The sequence below is a fragment of the Acinetobacter sp. UBA5934 genome, assembly GCF_002430855.1.
GTDB lineage: Bacteria > Pseudomonadota > Gammaproteobacteria > Pseudomonadales > Moraxellaceae > Acinetobacter.
Window position 1 is genome coordinate 1 of the sequence record NZ_DJDC01000060.1, and the last position, 22,281, is coordinate 22,281.

At 42.0% G+C, this 22,281-nt stretch carries 23 protein-coding genes; 5 read left to right on the forward strand and 18 right to left on the reverse strand.

The window, feature by feature from the left end:
- Positions 1–367: glutathione peroxidase (locus tag B2Y23_RS04040; RefSeq protein WP_291369174.1), on the forward strand; the 367-nt coding region annotated here is incomplete at its 5' end.
- A gap of 185 nt (positions 368–552) precedes the next feature.
- Here the strand turns inward: B2Y23_RS04040 and dapC are convergent.
- The 5 genes from dapC to B2Y23_RS04065 all read right to left on the reverse strand — a co-directional run bounded on the left by dapC (position 553) and on the right by B2Y23_RS04065 (position 6,912).
- The gene (dapC, locus tag B2Y23_RS04045) at positions 553–1,722 is read right to left on the reverse strand and encodes a succinyldiaminopimelate transaminase (RefSeq protein ID WP_291369176.1); all 1,170 of its coding nucleotides are present in this window, start codon (positions 1,720–1,722) and stop codon (positions 553–555) included.
- 25 nt (positions 1,723–1,747) lie between these two features.
- Positions 1,748–4,414: a [protein-PII] uridylyltransferase gene (gene glnD / locus B2Y23_RS04050; protein WP_291369178.1), complete on the reverse strand. Its 2,667-nt coding sequence runs from the start codon at positions 4,412–4,414 to the stop codon at positions 1,748–1,750.
- Positions 4,415–4,444: 30 nt separating this feature from the next.
- Complete coding sequence (purT, locus tag B2Y23_RS04055; RefSeq protein ID WP_291369180.1) at positions 4,445–5,659, reverse strand: formate-dependent phosphoribosylglycinamide formyltransferase; 1,215 nt, start codon at positions 5,657–5,659, stop codon at positions 4,445–4,447.
- 160 nt (positions 5,660–5,819) lie between these two features.
- A complete protein-coding gene (gene ygaH, locus B2Y23_RS04060) occupies positions 5,820–6,167 on the reverse strand; it encodes an L-valine transporter subunit YgaH (protein WP_291369181.1) in 348 nt (115 codons plus the stop codon).
- Entirely contained in the window at positions 6,157–6,912 is a 756-nt protein-coding gene (locus B2Y23_RS04065) for an AzlC family ABC transporter permease (protein ID WP_291369183.1), read from the reverse strand. The genes ygaH and B2Y23_RS04065 overlap by 11 nt, the downstream gene beginning before the upstream one ends.
- Before the next feature lie 104 nt (positions 6,913–7,016).
- On the opposite strand from B2Y23_RS04065, the gene B2Y23_RS04070 reads away from it, so the two are divergent.
- On the forward strand, positions 7,017–7,496 hold the full coding sequence (locus B2Y23_RS04070) for a hypothetical protein (protein WP_291369184.1): 480 nt from the start codon (positions 7,017–7,019) through the stop codon (positions 7,494–7,496).
- 485 nt (positions 7,497–7,981) lie between these two features.
- Here the strand turns inward: B2Y23_RS04070 and B2Y23_RS04075 are convergent, their stop codons facing one another.
- Positions 7,982–8,707: a Crp/Fnr family transcriptional regulator gene (locus B2Y23_RS04075; protein ID WP_291355954.1), complete on the reverse strand. Its 726-nt coding sequence runs from the start codon at positions 8,705–8,707 to the stop codon at positions 7,982–7,984.
- Positions 8,708–8,804: 97 nt separating this feature from the next.
- Between B2Y23_RS04075 and B2Y23_RS04080 the strand changes: the two genes are divergently transcribed.
- Entirely contained in the window at positions 8,805–9,335 is a 531-nt protein-coding gene (locus tag B2Y23_RS04080; RefSeq protein ID WP_291355952.1) for a DUF962 domain-containing protein, read from the forward strand.
- 74 nt (positions 9,336–9,409) lie between these two features.
- Here B2Y23_RS04080 and B2Y23_RS04085 read toward each other — a convergent pair whose 3' ends face one another.
- The 9 genes from B2Y23_RS04085 to B2Y23_RS04125 all read right to left on the reverse strand — a co-directional run bounded on the left by B2Y23_RS04085 (position 9,410) and on the right by B2Y23_RS04125 (position 17,865).
- The gene (locus tag B2Y23_RS04085) at positions 9,410–9,547 is read right to left on the reverse strand and encodes a hypothetical protein (protein ID WP_291355950.1); all 138 of its coding nucleotides are present in this window, start codon (positions 9,545–9,547) and stop codon (positions 9,410–9,412) included.
- A 1-nt stretch (position 9,548) separates the two neighbouring features.
- Positions 9,549–9,734, reverse strand: coding sequence for a hypothetical protein (locus B2Y23_RS04090; RefSeq protein WP_409449764.1), 186 nt, complete (start codon positions 9,732–9,734; stop codon positions 9,549–9,551).
- 496 nt (positions 9,735–10,230) lie between these two features.
- On the reverse strand, positions 10,231–11,322 hold the full coding sequence (gene ychF, locus B2Y23_RS04095) for a redox-regulated ATPase YchF (RefSeq protein ID WP_291355948.1): 1,092 nt from the start codon (positions 11,320–11,322) through the stop codon (positions 10,231–10,233).
- 113 nt (positions 11,323–11,435) lie between these two features.
- Positions 11,436–12,095 (reverse strand): methionine ABC transporter permease, encoded by a 660-nt coding sequence (locus B2Y23_RS04100; RefSeq protein WP_291355946.1) that lies wholly within the window; start codon positions 12,093–12,095, stop codon positions 11,436–11,438.
- On the reverse strand, positions 12,076–13,146 hold the full coding sequence (locus B2Y23_RS04105) for a methionine ABC transporter ATP-binding protein (RefSeq protein WP_291355944.1): 1,071 nt from the start codon (positions 13,144–13,146) through the stop codon (positions 12,076–12,078). The genes B2Y23_RS04100 and B2Y23_RS04105 overlap by 20 nt, the downstream gene beginning before the upstream one ends.
- A gap of 11 nt (positions 13,147–13,157) precedes the next feature.
- Positions 13,158–13,988 carry a MetQ/NlpA family ABC transporter substrate-binding protein gene (locus B2Y23_RS04110; RefSeq protein ID WP_291355942.1) on the reverse strand — a complete coding sequence of 277 codons (831 nt, stop codon included), beginning with the start codon at positions 13,986–13,988 and terminating at the stop codon, positions 13,158–13,160.
- A 15-nt stretch (positions 13,989–14,003) separates the two neighbouring features.
- On the reverse strand, positions 14,004–15,428 hold the full coding sequence (locus B2Y23_RS04115; protein ID WP_291369186.1) for an LLM class flavin-dependent oxidoreductase: 1,425 nt from the start codon (positions 15,426–15,428) through the stop codon (positions 14,004–14,006).
- On the reverse strand, positions 15,428–16,651 hold the full coding sequence (locus B2Y23_RS04120) for an SfnB family sulfur acquisition oxidoreductase (protein WP_291369188.1): 1,224 nt from the start codon (positions 16,649–16,651) through the stop codon (positions 15,428–15,430). The genes B2Y23_RS04115 and B2Y23_RS04120 overlap by 1 nt, the downstream gene beginning before the upstream one ends.
- Before the next feature lie 11 nt (positions 16,652–16,662).
- Positions 16,663–17,865, reverse strand: a complete 1,203-nt coding sequence (locus B2Y23_RS04125) for an SfnB family sulfur acquisition oxidoreductase (RefSeq protein WP_291369190.1) — start codon at positions 17,863–17,865, stop codon at positions 16,663–16,665.
- Positions 17,866–18,245: 380 nt separating this feature from the next.
- Here B2Y23_RS04125 and B2Y23_RS04130 point away from each other — a divergent pair, with 380 nt between their 5' ends.
- Positions 18,246–19,010 (forward strand): glutathione S-transferase family protein, encoded by a 765-nt coding sequence (locus B2Y23_RS04130; protein ID WP_291369192.1) that lies wholly within the window; start codon positions 18,246–18,248, stop codon positions 19,008–19,010.
- Between the two features lie 70 nt (positions 19,011–19,080).
- Here B2Y23_RS04130 and B2Y23_RS04135 read toward each other — a convergent pair whose 3' ends face one another.
- Positions 19,081–19,338 (reverse strand): hypothetical protein, encoded by a 258-nt coding sequence (locus B2Y23_RS04135; RefSeq protein WP_291369194.1) that lies wholly within the window; start codon positions 19,336–19,338, stop codon positions 19,081–19,083.
- 732 nt (positions 19,339–20,070) lie between these two features.
- On the opposite strand from B2Y23_RS04135, the gene B2Y23_RS04140 reads away from it, so the two are divergent.
- On the forward strand, positions 20,071–20,541 hold the full coding sequence (locus B2Y23_RS04140) for an Lrp/AsnC family transcriptional regulator (protein ID WP_086175902.1): 471 nt from the start codon (positions 20,071–20,073) through the stop codon (positions 20,539–20,541).
- A 119-nt stretch (positions 20,542–20,660) separates the two neighbouring features.
- Here B2Y23_RS04140 and B2Y23_RS04145 read toward each other — a convergent pair whose 3' ends face one another.
- Positions 20,661–21,410, reverse strand: a complete 750-nt coding sequence (locus B2Y23_RS04145; protein ID WP_291369196.1) for a YebC/PmpR family DNA-binding transcriptional regulator — start codon at positions 21,408–21,410, stop codon at positions 20,661–20,663.
- A 113-nt stretch (positions 21,411–21,523) separates the two neighbouring features.
- Positions 21,524–22,105: a 1-acyl-sn-glycerol-3-phosphate acyltransferase gene (locus B2Y23_RS04150; RefSeq protein ID WP_291369197.1), complete on the reverse strand. Its 582-nt coding sequence runs from the start codon at positions 22,103–22,105 to the stop codon at positions 21,524–21,526.
- Positions 22,106–22,281 lie beyond the last annotated feature (176 nt).

Sequence of the window (22,281 nt, forward strand, 5' to 3'; positions counted from 1 at the left end):
GCCCCAGTTTGCAGGTCTTGAAAAGTTGTATGAAAAGTACAAAGATCAAGGTCTGGAAGTCTTGGGTTTTCCCTGTAACCAGTTTGGCGGACAAGATCCGGGTTCCAATGAGCAGATTGGGGCATTTTGCCAGAAAAATTATGGCGTGAATTTCCCCATGTTTGCTAAAGTGGATGTCAAAGGACCTGAGGCACATATCATCTTTCGCTATTTAACCAATAATAGTAAAGGAGTATTGGGAAATGGCATTAAATGGAATTTCACTAAATTTTTAATTAATAAAAAAGGTCAAGTGATTAACCGCTATGCGCCAACGACTAAACCAGAAGACCTGGAAGCTGATATTGAAGCGGCTTTAGCCCAGTAATTTTTATCATAAAAGCAGATATAGGGCGATTCATGAATCGCCCTTCGTCATTTTATATGCGGGAAAATTTATTTTACTTGCATCACGGGATGAAAATAGCCCAGGTTGTTTAATCCATAGCTACAATTAAATAATCCACTGTAGAAACAGTGGATTATTTTTGATTTTGATTGCTATTTCAAAGCTTAAAGAATGGCTTTAAGACGCTGAATCGCTTGTTCACATTGTGCGATATCGGCGACCAATGCCATACGGACATGATTTTCACCCGGATTGCCTTGTTCGGTATCACGAGACAAGTAACGGCCCGGTAGAACTTTAATGTGGGCTTTTTCCATCAGCATTTTGGCAAAGCTTTCATCATTGTCGACTTTTAACCAGTAATAAAAACCAGCATCCGGTTTTTTCAGTGGCAATAACTGACCCAATTCATTTTGAAATAATTCAAACTTGGCGCGATACAGTTTACGGTTTTCTTCCACATGTGCTTCATCATCCCATGCGGCAATAGAAGCCAGCTGATGCTGAACCGGCATGGCTGCGCCGTGATAGGTACGGTATTGCAAATACGGTTTAAGAAGTGCAGCATCACCAGCAACAAAACCTGAACGCATGCCCGGCAAGTTTGAACGTTTGGAAAGGGAATGGAACACGACACAGTTTTTGTAATCATCACGGCCAATTTCAGCGCAGACTTCCAGTAAACCTACCGGTGCTTGATCAAACCAGAGTTCTGAATAGCATTCATCTGAGGCAATCACAAAATCATATTGGTCTGAAAGTGCAATCAGCTTTTTAAATTGCTCTTTAGACAATACTGCTCCCGTTGGATTACCCGGTGTGCAGACAAAGAGTAATGCTGTTTTTTCCCAGACTTCGGCAGGAACCGCATCAAAATCACCGAGGTAATTGTTTTCTTCTGTGCAGTTAATGAAGTAAGGTTTTGCCCCGGCAAGTAAAGTTGCCCCTTCATAAATTTGATAGAAAGGATTCGGCATCACCACATAAGGCGCATCTTCGCGGTTGACTAAAGCCTGAACAAAAGAAAAGATCGCTTCGCGAGTACCAGATACAGGCAGAACATGGTCTTCAGCGCTAATGCTGTTCAGCTTGAAGCGGCGTGTTAACCAGTTGGCAATGCTTTGACGTAACTCAGGCAGACCTTTGCTGTTTGGGTAAGTCGATAAATGCTTGAAGTTGTCAATAATGGCCTGTTTCACAAACTCGGGTGCCGGATGTTTTGGTTCACCAATCGATAAAGGAATGAGGGGTAAATCTGCAGGTTGAATCCCCTGAAAAAGTTTATTTAACTTTTCAAAAGGATAAGGATGCAATAATGACAAACTAGAGTTCATGAAATCGATACCGCGTAAATTTAAGTTAATGTTGGCCAGAGACTAGGCTTGAGGCTTCATCCAGTGCTGACTTTAATTGGGCAGCAAAAGTTTCAGCTTCTGAATCGGACATTGGGTTGCCATCTTTTTTAGTGACAAAGAAAATATCTTCTGCGCGTTCACCAAGCGTTGCAATTCTAGCAGAGTGAATATCTAAACCTTGCATCATAAATAAACCGCCTACTTTAGCCAGTAAACCCGGATGGTCAAGTGTGGCTATTTCCACCATGTTTTGCTGTAACGCGGCATTCAGGGTGATATCGACGGTATTTTCAATATCGAAATGACGTAACTGGCGTGGAATACGACGTTGCATTAAACCCGGATATTTATCTGAGTGGCTCAGCGCTTCGACCAATGCCTCAATCACAGTTTTTTCACGTTCCGGGTCGGTCAGTAAAGTCCCGAAACGGTCCAGAACCACATAGGTATCTAAACTAAATGCAGTAGACGCCGTAATAATTCGCGCATCTTGAACATCCAGATTCATACGGTCAAATACAGCCACTGTGGTGGCAAATAAATTGGGCTGATCTTGCGTATAAATAAAGATCTGCACTGCATCTTGGGCGTATTGACGGTGGGCACGCATGAGTACTAAAGGTTCAGTATTGTTGCCATGTTGCAAGATGGCACGGGTATGCCAGGCAATTTCATCAGCCGATTCTTTAATGAAATATTCATCCCCCAGTTCCTGCCAAATGGTTTCTACATCGTACAGGGAGAAATCATTGACCAACAATTCACTGGCTGCGAATTTAGTATCTTCAATCAACATTTGATAATCGACAGGACGCCCCAGACCGGTACGAATGACATCACGTGCATGGGTATAAAGCTGGCGCATGAGGGAAGCACGCCATGTATTCCAGAGTTTCGGATTGGTCGCGTTAATATCGGCAACGGTGAGCACATACAGATAATCCAGATGCTCCATATCACCCAGTTTTTGCGCAAAATCCTGAACCACATCGGGATCGGAAATATCTTTTTTCTGTGCGGTCATCGACATCAGTAAGTGATTTTGAATCAGCCAGGCCACCAGATTACATTCACGCTCGGTAAAGCCATGGGTGCGACAGAAGGCAATCGCATCTTCTGCCCCCAGTTCACTATGGTCACCACCACGGCCTTTGGCAATGTCATGGAATAATGCAGCCAGATATACAATGTCGCGGCGACGAAGACGCTGGAACACTGAGCTGACCACCGGAAAATCTTTGGCAAATTCAGGTTCTTTAAAGCGGTTTAAATTACGCAGCAATAAGAGGGTATGCGCATCGACAGTATAAATATGGAACAGGTCATATTGCATCAGCCCCATAATTTGCCCGAATGCCGGAATATAATTTCCCAGCACGCCATAACGTTTCATCGCCACCAGTGTGTCATACAGGCGATGCGGTGAACGCATAATCGCCATAAACAGGGCTTGATGTTCGGGATTATCGCGATAAGCCTGATTAATGCGTTTGGCTGCCAGGGTGAGCAGGCGTAAAGTACGGGCACGGATGCCTTCAATTTCAGGTCGGTTGGCGAGTAAATAGAAAATTTCCAGGATAGCACTGGGACGTTCCGAGAAAATTTTATGGTGCTGTACCGCCAGCTTGCCATCCACCAGTTTGAAATTTTCGTTAATTTCTTCAATTTTACGTTCGTAATTCGGCAAACGCGGGGTGATGACCGACTCGTTAAAGTAGGCCAGAAGCATTTCATTCAAGGTAGAAATTTGCTGGGCGCTACGATAATAACGCTTCATAAACTGTTCAATCGGATAATTCTGCGATTTACCTTCTTCACGGGTATAGCCAAATAAGGCCGCAATATCACGTTGATAATCGAACAATAAACGGTTTTCATCACGTTTGGTCAGACGGTGCAGATGATGACGAATTTCCCATAAGAAACTTTCCGCTTCTTCTAAAACACCCAGTTCGAAATCTGAAATAAAGCCTAAATGCACCAGGTCATAAATACGGTTGACCCGGAAGTGACGTTTGGCAATCCAGCCAATTTGGTTAATGTCACGAATACCGCCCGGGGCATTTTTGATGTCGGGTTCCAAATTGCTTTCAGTATTGTTGTGCTGAGCATAGCGTTTGGCTTGCTCATCCATTTTGGCATCAAAAAAGGTTTTATCGGTCCAGGTTTGAGAGACAATACGACGTGGCCATTTGGCTAAATGCGGATTGCCAATAATCAGACGTGATTCAATCAGCGCCGTCGCTACGGTTAAATCATTGGTCGCCTGTTCGACACATTCGGAAATGGTGCGTACGCTAATACCGGGTTTGAAATTACCGACATCCCAAAGCGAGGAGATAAAGGTAGAAATCAGTTTTTCCTGATCGGAAGTAATTTCATCTTCCGACAAAATCATGATGTCGACGTCTGAATAGGGCAACATTTCCCGACGGCCATAACCGCCGACTGCAAACAGACCCAGATCGGTCTGGTCCAGTTCGGCATGTTTCCACAGGAACTCTAAGGCTTCATCAATCAAATTGGATCGGGCCAAAATGATTTCCCGGATTGACTGTCCATTTTCAAAACCTTCTTGAAGCTGATTTTCAACATCGGCGCGCCATTGATTGATCGCCTGAATGTCATGGTTACTTTTAACGTAATTCAGCAGAGGAGAAGTATTGATCATGAACAGTGGTCCGTAAATATTATGACAAGTTTAGTTTTGTTGAACACTGACTTGAGACGCCGTCTCTAGTGCAAGTTCACGCGCCTGATCTGTGGTTTCACCACGTGCAGTTGCGACCCCCATGCGACGTCGTTTAAAACCTTCTGGCTTACCAAAAAGGCGTAAATCGGTGTTTGGATTTTCTAAAGCAAGATTTAAGCCAGAAAAAGACAAATTACGATCATCAACGCCTGCATAAATGACAGCACTAGCTGCAACACTATGACGAGATGTATTCACCGGCAGGCCTAAAATGGCACGTGCGTGTAGTTCAAATTCACTCTGGAATTGCGATGCCAATGTTACAAGCCCCGTATCATGCGGACGTGGCGATACTTCACTAAACCATACTTTATCGCCTTTGACAAACAGTTCGACCCCGAAAATACCGCAGCCGCCTAAAGCAGCCGTGACTTTATGGGCAATGCGTTTCGATTCTTCCAGCGCAGCTGGTGTCATGGCTTGAGGCTGCCAGCTTTCAACGTAATCCCCAGAGTCTTGACGATGTCCAATCGGGTCACAGTACTGGGTTTCGATTTCGCCTGTTTTAGCATTTTTCGCGCGAACGGTAAGTAGGGTAATTTCAAAGTCAAAATCAATTTGTGATTCGACAATCACTTTACCCTGATTGACGCGTCCGCCGGTTTGTGCATATTCCCAGGCAGCATCGACTTCATCAAAACTTTTAACCCGTGATTGTCCTTTGCCTGATGACGACATCACCGGTTTAACAAAGTTTGGATAACCAATATCATCGCAAGCCGCACGGAAAGACTCAATCGAGTCAGCAAAACGATAGGCCGATGTCGGTAAACCTAGTTCTTCAGCCGCCAGACGACGAATACCTTCACGGTTCATGGTCAGATTGACTGCTTTTGCTGAAGGAATCACCGTAGCAATATTTTGCTGTTCAATCTCGACTAAAACTTCGGTCGCAATAGCTTCAATTTCAGGAACAATCAGATGGGGCTGGATTTTTTGGATTAGTTGTTTGAGTTCTGCGGCATCTGCCATATTTAAGGTATAAGCAAAATGGGCAACTTGCATGGCGGGTGCATGGTCATAACGGTCTGCGGCATGAACTTCTACACCTAAACGTTGTAGAGAAATCACCACTTCTTTACCCAACTCTCCTGAACCTAATAGCAAAACTTTAAAGGCAGAAGCTTGAAGGGGAGTACCAATAGTCACGCTCATGTAAATCATCCATGCTTGATTTTATGGACTTTTAGCATAGCAGAACTGATTGCCAAATTAAGATGGGATTCACATAAAATAATGATATTGTCCAACAATTTTATTTATAAAGTTGTTTGAAAAATCTCCCTAAATCCCTTTTTGTAAAAGAGGGACTTTTCTATGAGATTTAGAAGGAAAAAGGCATATAGGTGTAGACCAAACCATAAGCCAAAGCTGCGGTTAAGGTCGCAGGAACAATCTTTTTAAACTTAAAATATAGCCCGGCTAAGGTTAAAAAACCCACCAGCATGGCAAAGCTTTTATTCGGTGTTTCCATCAAGGGAGGAAGAGTCGCCACCACCAGCATCGAGCTGATCGCGGCAATGCCAATACTGCCCAAAGCGATTTTAATCCAGACCGAGCCACGTTTTTGCGAGCTCTGCTGATGTTTTTGTATGAAATAAAAAGGACCAAAACGTGAGGCAAAATTGGCAATCCCGACAATGATCCCGACCAGAATAATTTCAAGATTCATGTGCTTCTCCAAATTCATCATCATGCTGTTTTAAAACATAGTGCTTAAATAAGCCGGCCAAAATACCGGATAAAATTCCAATAAAAATCGCAGCAGATAAATTAATGAAATAGCAGGCAATTGCGGAAACAATTAAGCAGACCGTCACGATAAAAGTGTGTTTCTTCTCAAATGCTGCCAGCAAGAAGCTCAGGAACAAGGCGGGTAGCAAGAAATCCAGAGCAGCCTGTAAAAAATGCGGTAAGTCACTGACCTGATCTGCAAATAAGCCACCTAAAAATGAACCCAAAGCCCAAGACATCCAGCTAAACAGGCTTAAACCCAACATCCAGGATTCTGACCATTCCTGACGTCGTTGTGACAGTTTAATCATGCCGGAAGCAAATACTTCGTCGGTTAAGCCCCAGGCCCAAACCGCAGTTTTCTTTAAATTCAGCTTGTCCCGAATCAGGTTTTGTAAGGCTGGGCCATAAAGCACATGGCGGATATCTAAAGCAATTACGGTAAGGGCAGTCATCCAGATCGAGGTACCACTACCGAGTAAAGCGACGACCAGAAACTGGCTGGCGCCCGCATACATCGAGCAGGATAAAAACAGCGCTTCCCAAGAACTAAAGCCGAACTGGCTGGCGGAAACACCAAAAGCAAAAGAAACAGGAAGATAAGTAAAAATAATGGCTTGGCTATCTTTTGCGCCTTGCCAAAAGCCAGCAACTTTGACTGGAGGAATTTTGTGCTCAGACACGACACACCTTTGCGGGAGAGTTGAACAACAGGTCAAATGATGATTGAGTATTGTACGCGAATTCACTAGCATAGTGCCGAATTGTTTGTTTAGGCGAGCCGGATATGTTGATGTTAAAGACACGTGGGATGCTGATTGTTTCTTTATTATGCAGTAGTGCTTTACTACAGGCTTGTGGAAATGAAGGTGATAAGGCTGAAAAAGTTCAGATTAAACCTGCACCTAAATTAACCAATGATGCAACTACGTATGCCAATGAAGCCTGGAAATTTATTAATCAGGTAGATGGTTTGGTATATGCCAAAAAACTGGATATATTGGAAGAACAAGTGCGTAAGCCGGCGCGCAAGCTCAGTACCGATTGGCGCATTAATGTCAAAATGACCGATTCCGTGACTGAAGGAAAATATGCACTCTGTCGTAAGGCATTGACCAGTCTGGAAATCTGGGCACGTGAAAGTATGGAGCAATCCAGTTCAGTAGCGCAGAAGCAGGCCGATTACGAACGCGATAAACAGCAATGTAAAGGTGCGATTGAGCATCCGCAGCTAGGCAATACTGATCCTAAAAAGGTTGGGGTTTAATGCAAAAAAGACGAGGCACAGGCCTCGTTTTTTATGTTTTAAATTTCTATCATATTTGCTTTTAGTTATAGTTTTAAAGAATCAATAAGAGAATAAAACAATAATGTGATAAATATATAAAATTATCACTAATTGATAAAATATGTATAATAATGGCTATTTTTAATGAAAAATATTTAGATAAAATCTGTATTTTTTATTTTTAGCAACCAAATAAGAGTAGAGAAAAATGTTTAATAAAGTGTTTTTATCAATAAGTGTGGCAGTTGTTTTGAGTGCTTGGAGTGGTGTGGCAACGGCCGCAGACAATGAATATGAAGTGGCGCCCTGTACTAATGGCTTTGATGATGTCAACGTATGTCAATTGCGTTCATAAGCACGATTGATGAACTATACCAATCATCAGTCAATTTATTCACTTGTCATGCTTAGGCATAGTACAACTCATACTACAACGGTATAAGTATCTGAATCCTCTTCATCTTTTAAATATTTAATTGATTTTCTATTGAATGGTTCGGAAAGGCATGCGCGATGCGATGTAATTCAGACACATCCAAAATTTCAATTTTCTTAAAAGAGAGCCGTAAAATATTCTGCTTTTCCAAGGCTTGTAATTCCTGATTAATCGTCTGCCGCGAGCAGGTCAGCATTTGCGCCAATTGTTCTTGAGATAAATGAATGACATTTTTCTCGATCATCACATGATTGCCATAACCATTTAGAATAAACATCAGGCGCTGTGCCAGGCGCTGGTGAATGCTTTGCGTTTGAATAGAAATCAGTTCCAGAAAAGCAAAGCGTAACTTTTGACTGGTTAATTGTGCGATGTGATACCAAAAACCAGGATGCTGTTGCAGCAGATTTTGTATCGCTGCACTGGGGATGTGTAAGATCAGGCTCTTTTGAGTCGCAATGGCATTGTGCGAACGAGGCTTAGCATCGACCAGAGAGATTTCACCAAACCACATAATCGGTTCAACAATCGCAGCCACGGATTCTTTGCCTTCTATATCAATATAACCCAAGCGGACAGCCCCTTCTAAAACCGCATAGATGCCATTGAAGGAGTCACCTGCATGAAAGATGGCCTGTTCCTTGTCAAAATGTTGTTGCACTGCATGGCTGATGATAAATTGTTTAAATGCCGTAGTTAACTGTGAAAACCATACATTCTGCTCTAAATGATCAATATAAACGGGGTCGAGCACTTCAATTCCTTTTTTAATATGAGTTGTCGGCTAGCTGACAACTTGTCGCGGTATTTTTTTATATAGTGAAAATATAAGTCTAACAAGGAAAACAGTGATGACCAAATTAGAACAGCTGCTGAGCCAGTATGCAGCATACCATCTGGATCAGAAAAATATTTATACCCATTTTATTGGTATTCCAATGATTGTGTTTTCCATTATCTGCCTGACTGCCCGTGCCGGTGTGATCATTTCAGGTGTTGAGCTGACTCTGGCTTTAGTGCTCCTGCTTGCCAGCTGTATTTATTATCTCAGTTTAGATCGTATCTTTGGTCTGATCATGTTAGTGATCTACGCAATTGCTTATCCATTTGCTTACAAGATTGCCCAGCTTGATACCACTGGCTGGTTAAGCCTCAGCATTGGAATTTTCGTAGTGGGATGGGTATTCCAGTTTGTGGGACATTTTTATGAAAAGAAAAAACCCGCTTTTACCGATGATATTATTGGTTTAGCCATCGGTCCTTTATTTGTTTTAGCTGAAATGGTGTTTATGCTCGGGTTTAGAAAAGAGCTGGAACAACGCATTCTAGAAAAAGCACGTAAACAACGTGCTGCAATGGATGTCAAAACCGTGAATATCTGACTGAAAAGACCCAATAAAAAAGCCAGTGTTGAATGCACTGGCTTTTTTTATATCGCGTTAGGATGGGTTGAGGTTTATGATTTGGGTGCCTGCTTTTCAGGAGTGGTGTTTTCGTGCATGCTTTCATGCATAGTGGCTTGCGGTGCGGTGGTGTTGGGTGCTGCAGTTGCAGCTTTGTGATCCATGTTCATCATCTGGTCTTTGTCCATCATTTTATGCTCTGCTTTTTTTTTCATGATTTGCTTTGTGTTTTGTAGCATGAGCAGTGGCAACACATTTACCCCCTTGATGATTTGGTCCCGTACCACCTGTCATGGTTGTACCTTTGGGGCAAGCAAATGCGGTCACGCTAAGCATGGAGAAGATTGTTGCTGTAAAGATTGTATTGATTTTTTTCATTGCTATTATTCTTTGGAAACAGGCATTAGTGCCTGTAGATAAACTAGATAAAATTGATCAGGCATGAAGTTGTAAGCTGGTTGTTGAAAAGCAAGAATTTATGGTGAAATTGTCGCCATATTTTTGCTTTTAAGCGAAAATTAAGCTGATGCTGTATCAAATGAAATGATAAAAAATCATTCAATTACTTACCCAAAAAAATAGCCTAAGTTAAATACCATAAGCTTACGAACCTTCATTTATAGACGTTGTATTGGGTATTTGATCAATCATCAAAGTGTTCATCTGGTTGGGAAAATTCAGTTCAGGAATCAGGCTAGTTTATAGTAAGCGTTTGCTCTTTGCTTCAATAAATTTGTGATCTGTGTAGAGGAAAAAGGAGATATAAGTGTATGTTGGGACTCAAGCAACTTGCCTAAACTACTTAAAAAGCGCCGATATGAAAAATCTAAAGAAATAAAAAAGCCAGCGTAATGCTGGCTTTTTTTGCTTCAACTTATACGTTAAAGCGGAAGTGCAGAACGTCACCGTCCTGAACCACGTAAGTCTTACCTTCTAGACGCCATTTACCCGCTTCTTTTGCACCAGCTTCGCCGTTGTATTGAACAAAGTCATCATAAGCAATACATTCAGCGCGGATAAAGCCTTTTTCAAAGTCAGTGTGAATCACACCCGCTGCTTGAGGGGCAGTTGCACCGACTTTTACAGTCCAGGCACGAACTTCCTGTACACCTGCAGTAAAGTAAGTCTGTAAGCCAAGCAAGCTGTAACCAGCACGGATTACAATGTTCAGACCTGGTTCTTCCATACCCATTGCTTCTAGGAATTCAGCACGGTCTTCATCTTCAAGCAAAGAAATCTCAGCTTCAATCTGGTTGCAAAGTGGAACCACAATCGCATTTTCTTCAGCAGCCAATTTTTTCACAGCGTCTAAATGCGGGTTGTTTTCAAAACCATCTTCAGCCACGTTGGCAATGTACATGGTTGGTTTTAAAGTCATTAAACCAAAACCACGTACCAGTTTGCGTTCGTCATCATCCAGGTCGGCTGCACGAGCAGGTTTACCTTCATCCAGTAAAGGCAAAATTTTGTCTAGAACAGCTTTAGTCGCAACTGCTTCTTTGTCGCCACCTTTGGCAGATTTGGCCAAACGTGTTGCTGCTTTAGTTACAGTTTCCAGGTCAGCCAGTGCAAGTTCTGTATTGATGGTGGCAATATCATCCAGCGGGTCAATTTTTCCGTTCACATGAATGACATTTTCATCTTCAAAACAGCGAACCACGTGGGCAATGGCATCAGTTTCACGGATGTTGGCAAGGAACTGGTTACCCAACCCTTCACCTTTAGATGCACCCGCAACAAGACCAGCAATATCAACGAATTCCATAGTCGTTGGAATGACACGTTGAGGCCCAACAATAGCAGTCAATTTATCTAAACGTGGATCAGGTACAGGCACGATACCGGTGTTTGGTTCAATGGTACAGAACGGGAAGTTTTCTGCAGCAATGGCAGCTTTAGTCAATGCATTGAAAAGTGTAGATTTACCAACGTTCGGCAAGCCGACAATACCGCAATTAAAACCCATGAAATGACTCACAACGTGTTATTTAAAAATTGCCGATGATTTTACATGAAAGCCATGACAAAGTCAGGTCATGGCTGGGTGCTTTGTTGAAAACTCATAAAATGGATAAGGATTTAAATTTTGCGTTTATCCAGTTGGCTGGAGATGGAATCGCCGGCGGCCTGAACCAGCATCACTAAAATTACCAGCACCACAATCACGGCCAGCATAATTTGCATGTCAAAACGCTGATAACCATAACGGTAGGCAATATCGCCCAAACCACCCGCGCCAATAGCTCCGGCAATAGCAGAAGAGTTGATCATGGTGACTAAGGTCACGGTAAATCCGGCCACAATGCCGGGTAGGGCTTCAGGCAGCAGTACATGCCAGATGATCTGTTTGCGGTTACAGCCTATTGCCTGAGCTGCTTCAATCAGGCCCTGATCGACTTCACGTAAACTGACTTCAGCAATACGGGCAAAGAAAGGTGTTGCTGCCAAGGTCAACGGTACTACCGCTGCCCATACCCCATAACTGGTGCCAACGATGAGTCGGGTCAATGGAATAAGAGCAACCATTAAAATCAGGAAGGGAATAGAGCGGGTAATGTTGACCACCCAACCCAGAGCCTGATTGATGCTTTTGGAAGGATAAATACCGTGTTCTGATGTGCTGACTAAAATGATAGCCATCGGCAGACCCATCAAGAATGCGACGATTGCTGACACACCGACCATCAATAAAGTATCAATCGTTCCGGTCAGTAATAAATCAATGAGCTGGTCGTGCATAGCCAATCACCTCAATCTGTGCAATGTACTGGTTTAATTTTTGTTGAAGCTGTTTTAGATCTGTATTGAGCTCAGGCACAGCCACAATAAAACTACCGACCAGATGGTTCTGAATAGTGTCGATGTGGCTTTGATATAAATGCACCGGTGTATCAAACTGGCCAAAAATATCTTTTAGATCTGGAGCGTGCTGAACATCAGAGGCATAACGCAGCTTTAAAATGCTATGTGAACTTTCGGCAATGACTTTTGGGCTGATGGCAAAAGGTAATTCCAGCTGTTCCAGATTCAAAAGTTCCTGGGTAATGTCCTGCTGTGGATTGGAAAAGACCGACCAGACTTCACCTGCTTCGACAATTTCACCGTGTTCAATCACTACCACCTGATCGCAAATTTCACGGATGACCTGCATTTCATGGGTAATTAGTACAATAGTAATGCCGAGTTTCTGATTAATTTCTTTCAGCAGGGACAACACCACCGATGTACTTTCCGGATCCAGGGCAGAAGTTGCTTCATCGCACAGCAGAATTTCCGGATGATGGACCAAGGCACGAGCAATCCCGACACGCTGTTTCTGTCCACCGGATAATTGTGAAGGGTAGTGCTGAGCTTTATCGCTGAGTCCGACCAGTTGCAGGACCTCATTGACACGAGTGTCAATCTCATCTTTTTGATAATTCGAGACTTTAAGCGGCAAGGCGACATTTTCCCACACCGTCTTGGCGGACATTAAATTAAAATGCTGGAAAATCATGCCGATGCGCTGACGCAGCTGGATCAGTTCAGAATGTTTCATTTCGGCCAGATCTTGCTGGTGAATGTGGATATGACCTTCACTGATCTGCTCTAGCCCATTTAAGGTACGCAATAATGATGATTTACCTGCACCACTCTTACCGATAATCCCGAAGATTTTACCTTCTGCAATGTCGAGGTTAATGTCTTTCAATGCATGAACCGGGCTACCTTGAACATCATAATATTTGTTTAGATTCCGGATTTTGATGTGGGGGATAGAGAAGTCCACCTTTGAACCAAAACTCACCATGGATATTCTCCTTATTTCCAGCCCGGGAACCAGAGTTTGGCACCAAAATCTGCATCCAAAGCCTGTTTCACTTTTGCCGAGTTCTGATAGATTTCAACAAATTTTTTCAGCTTGTCATTTTTATCCTGGTAGTCATCACGTACTGCAAACAAGATGGCGTAGCGTGTGTCAGTGTTAGAGTCAAATAACAGCGCTTGTTCAGGATCAGCCGTTTTCGCTAAACGTAAGTAATGCGGGTAGCCAAAAGCCAGATCGACATCATCAATGGCACGTGCAGTTTGTGGGCCTTCCACTTCGACAAACTGCAATTTTTTAGGATTGGTCACGATGTCTTTCAGACTAGATAAATAGTTTTCTGGGTCTTTGAGGGTGATCAGTTTTGCCTGTTGTAAAAGCAGTAGAGCACGTCCCTGATTCACCGGGTCATTTGGAACCACGACTTTAGCGCCATCTTTTAACTCATCAAAGCTTTTGATTTTCTTGGAATACAAACCGACATGCGTTGCTGCACCTTTGGCAAATGCCTTGATCTTGAAATCGGTTTCTTTCTTCGCATTATCTAAAAATGGTTGATGCTGGAAGAAATTGGCATCAATATCACCGTGATTCAGGGTAATGTTAGGTGTATTCCAGTCGGAAAATTCTACCAGTTTGACATTTACACCTTGCTGCTTGGCCTCGTTTGCTGCCACCTGTAAAGGCTTGGCAAAGGATGGACTAATGCCAATCACCAGTTCATCCGAAGCGGATTTCTTTTGTTGGTTCCATACCACCAGTCCAATAATGACGGCGGCAATAAACACCCCAATAATGCTGAATTTGGTTTTCGCTGTTTGTGCCATGTTGCACCTCAAAATTTATGCGGATTGTTTTTGATTTATGTGAGAGTTCGAAGTTGAGGCGGAGCTTTGACATCGAAATTGCTGAACAGGATGAGAAGCTGAAAGCTGATCTCCCTGCTGAAAGAGTTTGTGTCTTAAACTGCCGTGTTCATATGCGGTTTTATAACGACCGCGTTGTTGTAATTCAGGAATCACCCATTGAATAAAATCATGGTGCGATTCAGGAGCAACGGTGCGGGTCAGATTAAAACCATCAATCCCTGTTTCATCCATCAGCTGAATCAGTTTTTCTGCTACGGTTGCACCACTGCCGACAATTAAGGGATAACGTCCACCGAGAACATGCTGGGCTTTTAAATCATTTTTAGTGATTTTCTGTTCTTTAAACTTATTGTTCACCGAAGCAATGCTGTTGGTTTTCTGGTAAGGAATGGCTTCATCATCGGCAAATTTAGACAAATCCATACCGACTGAACTGGAGAAGTGAGCAAGACCCGCTTCAGGGCTGGCATAGGCAATATATTCATCCAGTTTTTGCTGAGCCAATTGATCAGTTTCAGCAGTCACAACGGTAATGCCGACAAAGATTTTAATTGCTTCAGGATCGCGTCCTTGTTCGGTGGCTTGCTGGCGAATTTGATCGACCTGTTTTTTTATTTTCTCGGGTTGATCACCACCAATGAACATGCCTTCTGCATGCTGGGTGGCAAAAGCCAGACCACGAGGTGAGGCACCCGCCTGGAATAAAACCGGGGTACGTTGAATCGATGGTGAAACCTGAAACACGCCCTGGCTTTGATAAAACTGGCCATGATGCTGAACCGGATGAACTTTGGCTGGATTGGTAAAAATACGATTTTGCTTGTCTTTTAAGATGGCATCATTTTCCCAGGAACCTTCCCAGAATTTATAGCAAAGCTGTAAAAACTCTTCGGCTTGCTCATAACGCAAGTCATGATCTTTCAAGCCTTTTTCACCAATTAATCGCTGTGCGCTGTCTAAGTAACCGGTGACAATATTCCAGCCGATACGACCCTGGGTCAAATGATCTAGACTGGCAAAACGGCGGGCAAACTGATAAGGCGATTCATAACTTAAATTTACCGTAATGCCAAAACCTAGATTTTTTGTCACCGCAGCCATCGCTGAAACCAAGGTGCTTGGATCATGGCTCGGTAGCTGAATCGACTCTTTTAAAGTCAGGTTAATGCCATTTTGATAGACATCATAAACCCCGGTAATATCGGCAATGAACAAGCCATCAAACAGGCCTTGTTCCAAAGTTTGAGCCAAATCCGTCCAGTAACTGAGTTCATTAAAACGATGCGATTCATCCCGTGGATGGGTCCATAAACCGTGGTTGATATGACCGACACAGTTCATATCAAAAGCATTGAGCAAGATTTTCTTTGCTGTCTTTGGTGTTGAGGTCGTTGTCATTACAATGTTCCCCGACGCGGTGGCAATATACCGTTTAACACATGATTAGCAATGAAATAATATTTCCATCGCGCCGCATCATGTAGGGTATGTACGCGAGCATTGCGCCAAAAGCGGTCCAGACCATCTTCCCGTTGACTGCCCCGACTACCTGCAAGTTCAATCAGTTTTGACGATGCTTTTAAGGCTGTTTCAGTACTGTGCGCACGAACTTTGGCAACATCGAGAGAGGCTTTGGCAATATTTTCTGCTGTAGGTGCAGGTATGGCCGCATCAATAGAACGCGCTGCCTGTTTCAGTAACACTTCAGAAGCACGCACATCGGCAACAATGCGACCCAATTCAAACAGCGTCAGTGGATCATCAGTGGCTTTGTCGACACCTGAATCAATCCATGGACGCGCTTGACGCACACGGTTTAAGGTTTCTTCAAATGCGGCACGGGCTATTCCGGTTTCAATAGAAGCATGCATCAATTGCGCAAACGGACCAGAAATGGTCGGTGTGGAGTAGGCAGGATCAAACGGCACTACATCTTCAGCCAGTATCTGCACATTGTTGAATTTCACTGTGCCACTTCCGGTCGTGCGTTGCCCAAACCCGCTCCAGTCATCAATTAAAGTTAGGCCTTCGCTATGACGTGGCACAAAAGCCAGAAACTGTTGATCCTGTTCATCGACCACCAGTGTTGGAATTCGATGAGCAAATAAACTGCCGGTGCAATAGAACTTTTCACCATTAATCACATAACCTGCCGCATTTTTTCGGATAGCTGTTTGGCGTTGAGCCGCAGTCTTGGTTTTAAACTCTGCTAGAGCATTGCCAAAGCGGGCACCTTTTAAAACTTCGGCATAGAACTTCTGTTTTTGTTGTTCAGTTCCGTTATTACGCAGGATTTCCAGTCCATAAAAATGGTTTTGCGGAATTTGGCCAATCGAACCATCGACACCACTCATTAAGGCAATCACTTGCGCCACGGTATAGCTGGACACTTCCGCGCCACCATATTGCTTGGGTACGGTAATGGCCCATAACCCAGACTGGCTATAGGCTTCAATTTCTTCAAAAGGCAGAATCCGCTCGGCATCGCGCTGAACAGCTCCTGCTTTGAATTGTTCAGCTAAATTGTGTGCGATTTCCAGCGCTTCTGCATCAGATTGAATAATATGCGCGTGCGCCAGCTGCTCGACGTTAAATGGAATAATATTTTGATATGAAGTCATGAGCGGTATCCTTAAATCCAGGCGTGGCGGGCAGGGAGTTTATGATTCAGGTAATAATCCCCAAGTGCATGCAATTTCCAGCGCACCGGATCATGCAGGGTATGCACACGGGCATTGCGCCAGTGCTGATCCAGGTTGTGTTGACTGAGACTGGAACGGCTACCGCCAAGTTCCAGTAACTTTTCCGAGATATGCAGTGCAGCATCATTGGCATAGATTTTTGCTTCTGCCACAAGAATCGAGGCTTTAGCCGCCTGTTCATCCGTTACGGCATCGAGTTGGTCCAACTCATCTAAATACTCAGCTGCTTCATCGAGTAGTAAAATGGCAGCATCTAGCAGTACTGAAGATTTGCCAACTTCCTGCAAGGTGTAATGTTCGAAACTGGCTTTTTCCACATGTGCATCGACAATCGGACGTGCTTTCTGTACGGCTGTAACGGTATCGGCAAATGCTGCTTCAGCAATGCCGACATCAATTGCAACTTGTAATAATTGTGAATAAGCACCGCGGTAATTGGGTTGACTGGAAAGTAGGCGTTCATCAAAAATCAGTAAAGGATCAACTTCAACATGCTCGAGTCTGACCGTGCCACTTGAGGTGGTACGCTGACCAAAACCATTCCAGTTATCAATAACTTCAACACCGGCAGCTTCACGATTCACAATGGTTAAAACCACATGACCTTCTGGATGAATGGCTTTAATCGCCAGCCAGTGAGCAAAACTGCTACCAGTGGAATAAAACTTTTCACCCTCTACAAAGTAATGACCATCTTCAAGGGTTAACAGCGTAGTTAAGGTTTTACTGTCTTTGGTATGACGTTCCGGGCCACCATTGGCCAAGCGTTTGCCTTGTAAAATTTCTTGATAAATAAACTGTTTTTGTTGATCCGTTCCCATAATCTGGATCATATTCAATAAGGCAATCTGGTTTTGCGGAATTTGTCCCACGCTGGAATCAGCTTTATTGAGAATACGAAATACATGTGCCAAAGTTTTATTAGAAACGAATGCACCGCCAAATTGTTTTGGAATTCGAATGCCACCCAAGCCTTTCTGACTGAATAAATCAATTTCTGCAAAAGGCAATAAGCGTTGTTGATCGCGGTCATTGCGACCTTCCAATGCAAAATCTGCGACGTGATAAGCAGCATGAATGGCTTCATGATCATTTTCAATTACATGAACATTTTCTGAAATTAAACGAGACATAATGACACCTTAAATCGATATCAAAACGCTACAAGTAATTAAATTTAAAATTAAGCAATTGCTTGTGCAAAGCTTATGAAAAATCTTATTTAAGATAAAAAATGCTAGATTATGATTAAATTTGAATAAGTTAAATGTTTAAAAATCAAAAAAATATTTTTTTTGAAAGAACTTCGTGCAGGACTAACAAGCGCAGGTTATCTACTTTGAAGATAATCAAGAGAAAAAAACATATAAAAATAAAGGGAGATGATCCAGTCCTTAGGTATACGATTTTGAATAAAAAGTGCATTGTAATTCCGGGACAGGGTGACTAAAGTATCCGACTGAATTAGATGGTTTTGACTTGGCAGAACTAAAAAAATAAACGCGGAGTTTTTATGCGAATTTTATACCAGTTTCCTTTATCTCATTTTTGTGAAAAAGCGCGCTGGTTGCTCGACTATAAAGAGCTGGATTATGTGGCTCATAATCTGATTCCTGGAGTGCATCGTGCATTTGCCCAATTAAAAACCGGACAAAACCGTTTACCGATTTTACGCGACCAAGAACACTGGATTGCGGACTCGACTGAAATTGCCTTATATCTGGATGATGTATATCCAGAACATTCTTTATTGCGAGATGATCCGCAGCAACGTCAACTGGCTTTGGAAATCAATGGTCTTGCTACCGAACTGGGTAGACATGTGCGCCGTTGGGGACTTGCCCATACCTTGTCAGAAAGTGAAGAATCTTTAGATATCTTAATTGGTGAAAAGGGTTATTTACGTCAATTTGAAAAATATTCCAAACCGATTATCAAGGCCTTGCTTTCTAAAGGCTATCAATTGAATGCAGACAAGGTAGCTGAATCTAAATTGCAGATGGATAACATCATCCAAAATTTAAATGAAAGATTGATTGCAAATCATGGACGTTATTTTGTCGGCGAACGTCTCGGTCTTGCGGATATCGCGGTCTGTTCGATGCTTGCACCAATTCTGGAAATTCCGGGTACACCTTGGGAAAAAGAGCAGGGTGAAACCTTATCTGAAGAATTTCGTCAATATAAAAAGCATTTAATGACATTACCTTTGGGCCAATATGTGCTGCGCATATATCAAACTGAACGTAATGCACGTGTCGATTGGCGTGGAGTTTAAAAGGAATGCATAAAAATATGCGCTCTAAAGCGCGTATTTTGCAAAGCAAATGCCTTTACGCAAAAATGACTTAACCAAAGACGATCGGTTGATCGAGTTCTAAACCTGGTGTGGATGTCGGTAGCGATGTTGCATCGTAATTCGGTTGTGTACTGGTACTCAAAATTTCAGGAAGTGAGCCTGTAAGACCCGGAGCAGTATTGCTTAAATCGATATTGCCTAAACTGCTGTTGCCTTGGAATAAATCAGACAGGTTAGGTAAGGGGGTTGGGGTGTCGCCAATGAGCTGTCCATCTGTAATCGTATCCAGATTAAAGTCGCCGCCCAATAGGCCACTCAATAAATTGATAATTTAAGGAATACTAAAACTGCCACTATTTGATTGAGTTAAACTGTTCATCAGATTTTAAATATTTAAACTTGAAGTATTTGAACCAGAAAATTGAGTTAATAAAGTACTGAGGTTTGTTGTACTCAGTTTACTGCCAGAGAGAAGGTTATTTAATAATGAGCTTACGGAAGGTTGAGTGAGGCAGCCAATTAGATGAGTAATAAGATTGGTGAGAGTGCCTAATGTACTTTCACCGAGAAAATCACTTTAAGCTTTTAGTTTGCGTTTCAGCGGTTAAGACAGGACTTACTTTAGTTTTTATTAAGCTTAAAAGTTGAAAAGCCATGACCATTCCTTGTGTATAAATGATTTTTAAAAATGCCTATTTTTTGTTTTATTAGAGCGTTTCTCTTTTAATCTATTTCTATACAGTTTTAAAAGATGAGCATTCATCGTAGGTTGGATACTCAGACAAGTAAGCCTGTAGAAAGCTGATTTTTAAAATTAACCAATTGAAAAATATATTTTTAATTAAAAATTTATCGGTCGTTTTTTGTACTTAAATGACCAGTGGTAATTTAGGTAGCAATCAAAAAATTCTTTATCACTAAGCAAGCTTTTGGAAAATATTTTCAGGATATTAAAATTTTGTGAAAAATAAGTAATTATTGTATAACTGAGATAACTGTAATATTTTGCTTAGCTAGTGATTATTGAAAAGAGTATAAAATGGAACTAGATCGTTTCGATAAACAGATCCTTGAAATATTGAGTCATGAAGATGTCAACTTAAATGAGCTGTCAGAGCGCATTAACCTTTCAGTAAGTTCTGTGCATCGACGGATCAAGCATTTAATTGAAGCCAATATCATGACTCATTTAAAGCGTGATATTAACTATGCCAAGTTGGGTTTTAGCTTGCATGTTTTATTGCAAGTTTCTTTGAATAAACATGATACCGATACCTTTGCCAAATTTTTAGAGGAACTGGAAAGTATTCCTGAAGTCATTAATGCCTTTTTAGTTACTGGACAATCTGCTGATTTTATTGTCGAAGTGGTGGCTAAAGATATGGAAAATTATAGTGAAATTCTTTTAAAGCGGATTGGTAAAATTGAGCATGTAGTAGCATTGCATTCCAGCTTTGTGATTAAAGAATACAAGGTGTTGAACTGTAGTGGTTTACTTAACCGGGTTTGAGTTGAGTATTTATCTTATTGCTATGTTTGTCTGGCAGTGATGTGCATGCAAAATCCTTTAAAAACCATAAAAAAACGCACCATCAGGTGCGTTTTTAAATTCAGCTTGCGTATGCTGTATTAGTTTTCTAGTTGCTCTAATACTTCATCTGAGAATTCAACGTTAGTATAAACATTTTGAACATCATCAAGATCTTCAAGCATATCAATCATTTTCATGATTTTTTTCGCTTGGTCGATATCTGTGATTTCAGCTTTGGTTGATGGGTTCATTACAACTTCAGCGTTGTCAGATTTAAGACCGGCAGCAGTCAAGGCATCCTGAACTTCACCGAAAGCTTCTGGCGTGGTAATGACCACGATTTCATCTTCTGAAATTTCGATGTCTTCTGCACCCGCTTCTAAAGCCACATCCATAATCTGGTCTTCTAAAGAAACATCTTCAAAAGTGATTTCACCACGTTTAGTGAACAGGAATGCAACAGAGCCATTGGTACCCAAGTTACCATCTGTTTTTGAGAAACAGTGACGAACGTCAGGGACAGTACGGTTTAAGTTGTCAGTCATTGTTTCAACAATAACAGCAACACCACCCACGCCATAACCTTCGTAAGTCACTTCTTTTAAATCATCATTATCTTCACCGCCAGCACCACGTTGAATGGCACGGTTAATCACATCACGTGTCATGTTTACAGATAATGCTTTTTCGACAACAGCACGTAGACGGGGGTTACTTCCCGCATCTGGACCGCCGAGTTTTGCAGCTGTGGTTAATTCACGAATGTATTTGGTAAAAACTTTACCACGGCTAGCATCTTGTTTTGCTTTACGATGCTTGATATTGGCCCACTTGGAATGACCCGCCATGCGAAATATGCTCCTTATAGATTGGCTTTATGCCTAATCGAATCTGTCAAATTCTACCATAAGCCCTTTTTTCTTAGAAAGGGCTAGGTTTTGAGTTTTTAAACAAATGCCAGTTAGTTTTTATTTTCGGCAATGTTTTTAGGTTCTGGAATAATAATATCCAATCCAACCTTTTCTTTGTAGAGCTGTTTTAACAAAGCCAGGTCGTGATTAATTTCTGTTGGATAAATTTTCCCTAAAATTCCACCTTGCTTGGTCTGGGAATTGGCATACATTAAAACAATAGGTACACCTGCGGCTTTGGCAATGTGCCAAAAACCTGTACGAATAGGTTTTCTGGCTTCACCTGTTTTGGCACGGGTCGCTTCAGGAGCAATCACCAGATTAAATTTTTCATTCTGCTGAAAATGCTCGACCATAAGCGAAACAATATCCTTATTTGCTTTTCGATCGACAGCAATTCCTCCGATAGCCTCTAATAAAGGTTTCATGGGACCTTTAAATAATTCTTTTTTAATCAGGGTATGAATTTTTATATCATAAATCTGGAATAGTGCCAGTGAAAGCACTGCATCCATCATAGAAGTGTGTTCAAACCCAACAATGACCTGTTTATTTTCAAGTACATCTGGTTCAACATGATAGTTCCATCCTGCAAGCTTAAATGCAGATTCACCAATAAATTTTTTTAACATGGATGTAGGGGATATTTGACAATACGAAAGGAGGCTAATTTCTGCCTGTTCGAATTTATAGTCAAGTGTTGATGCGTTAAAAATAATCAAATAAATACACTATACATAGCTTTTAGAAATGCTGTCATTAATTGGTTTTATATATAAACCAGTACTAATAAAGACTTAAAAAATAT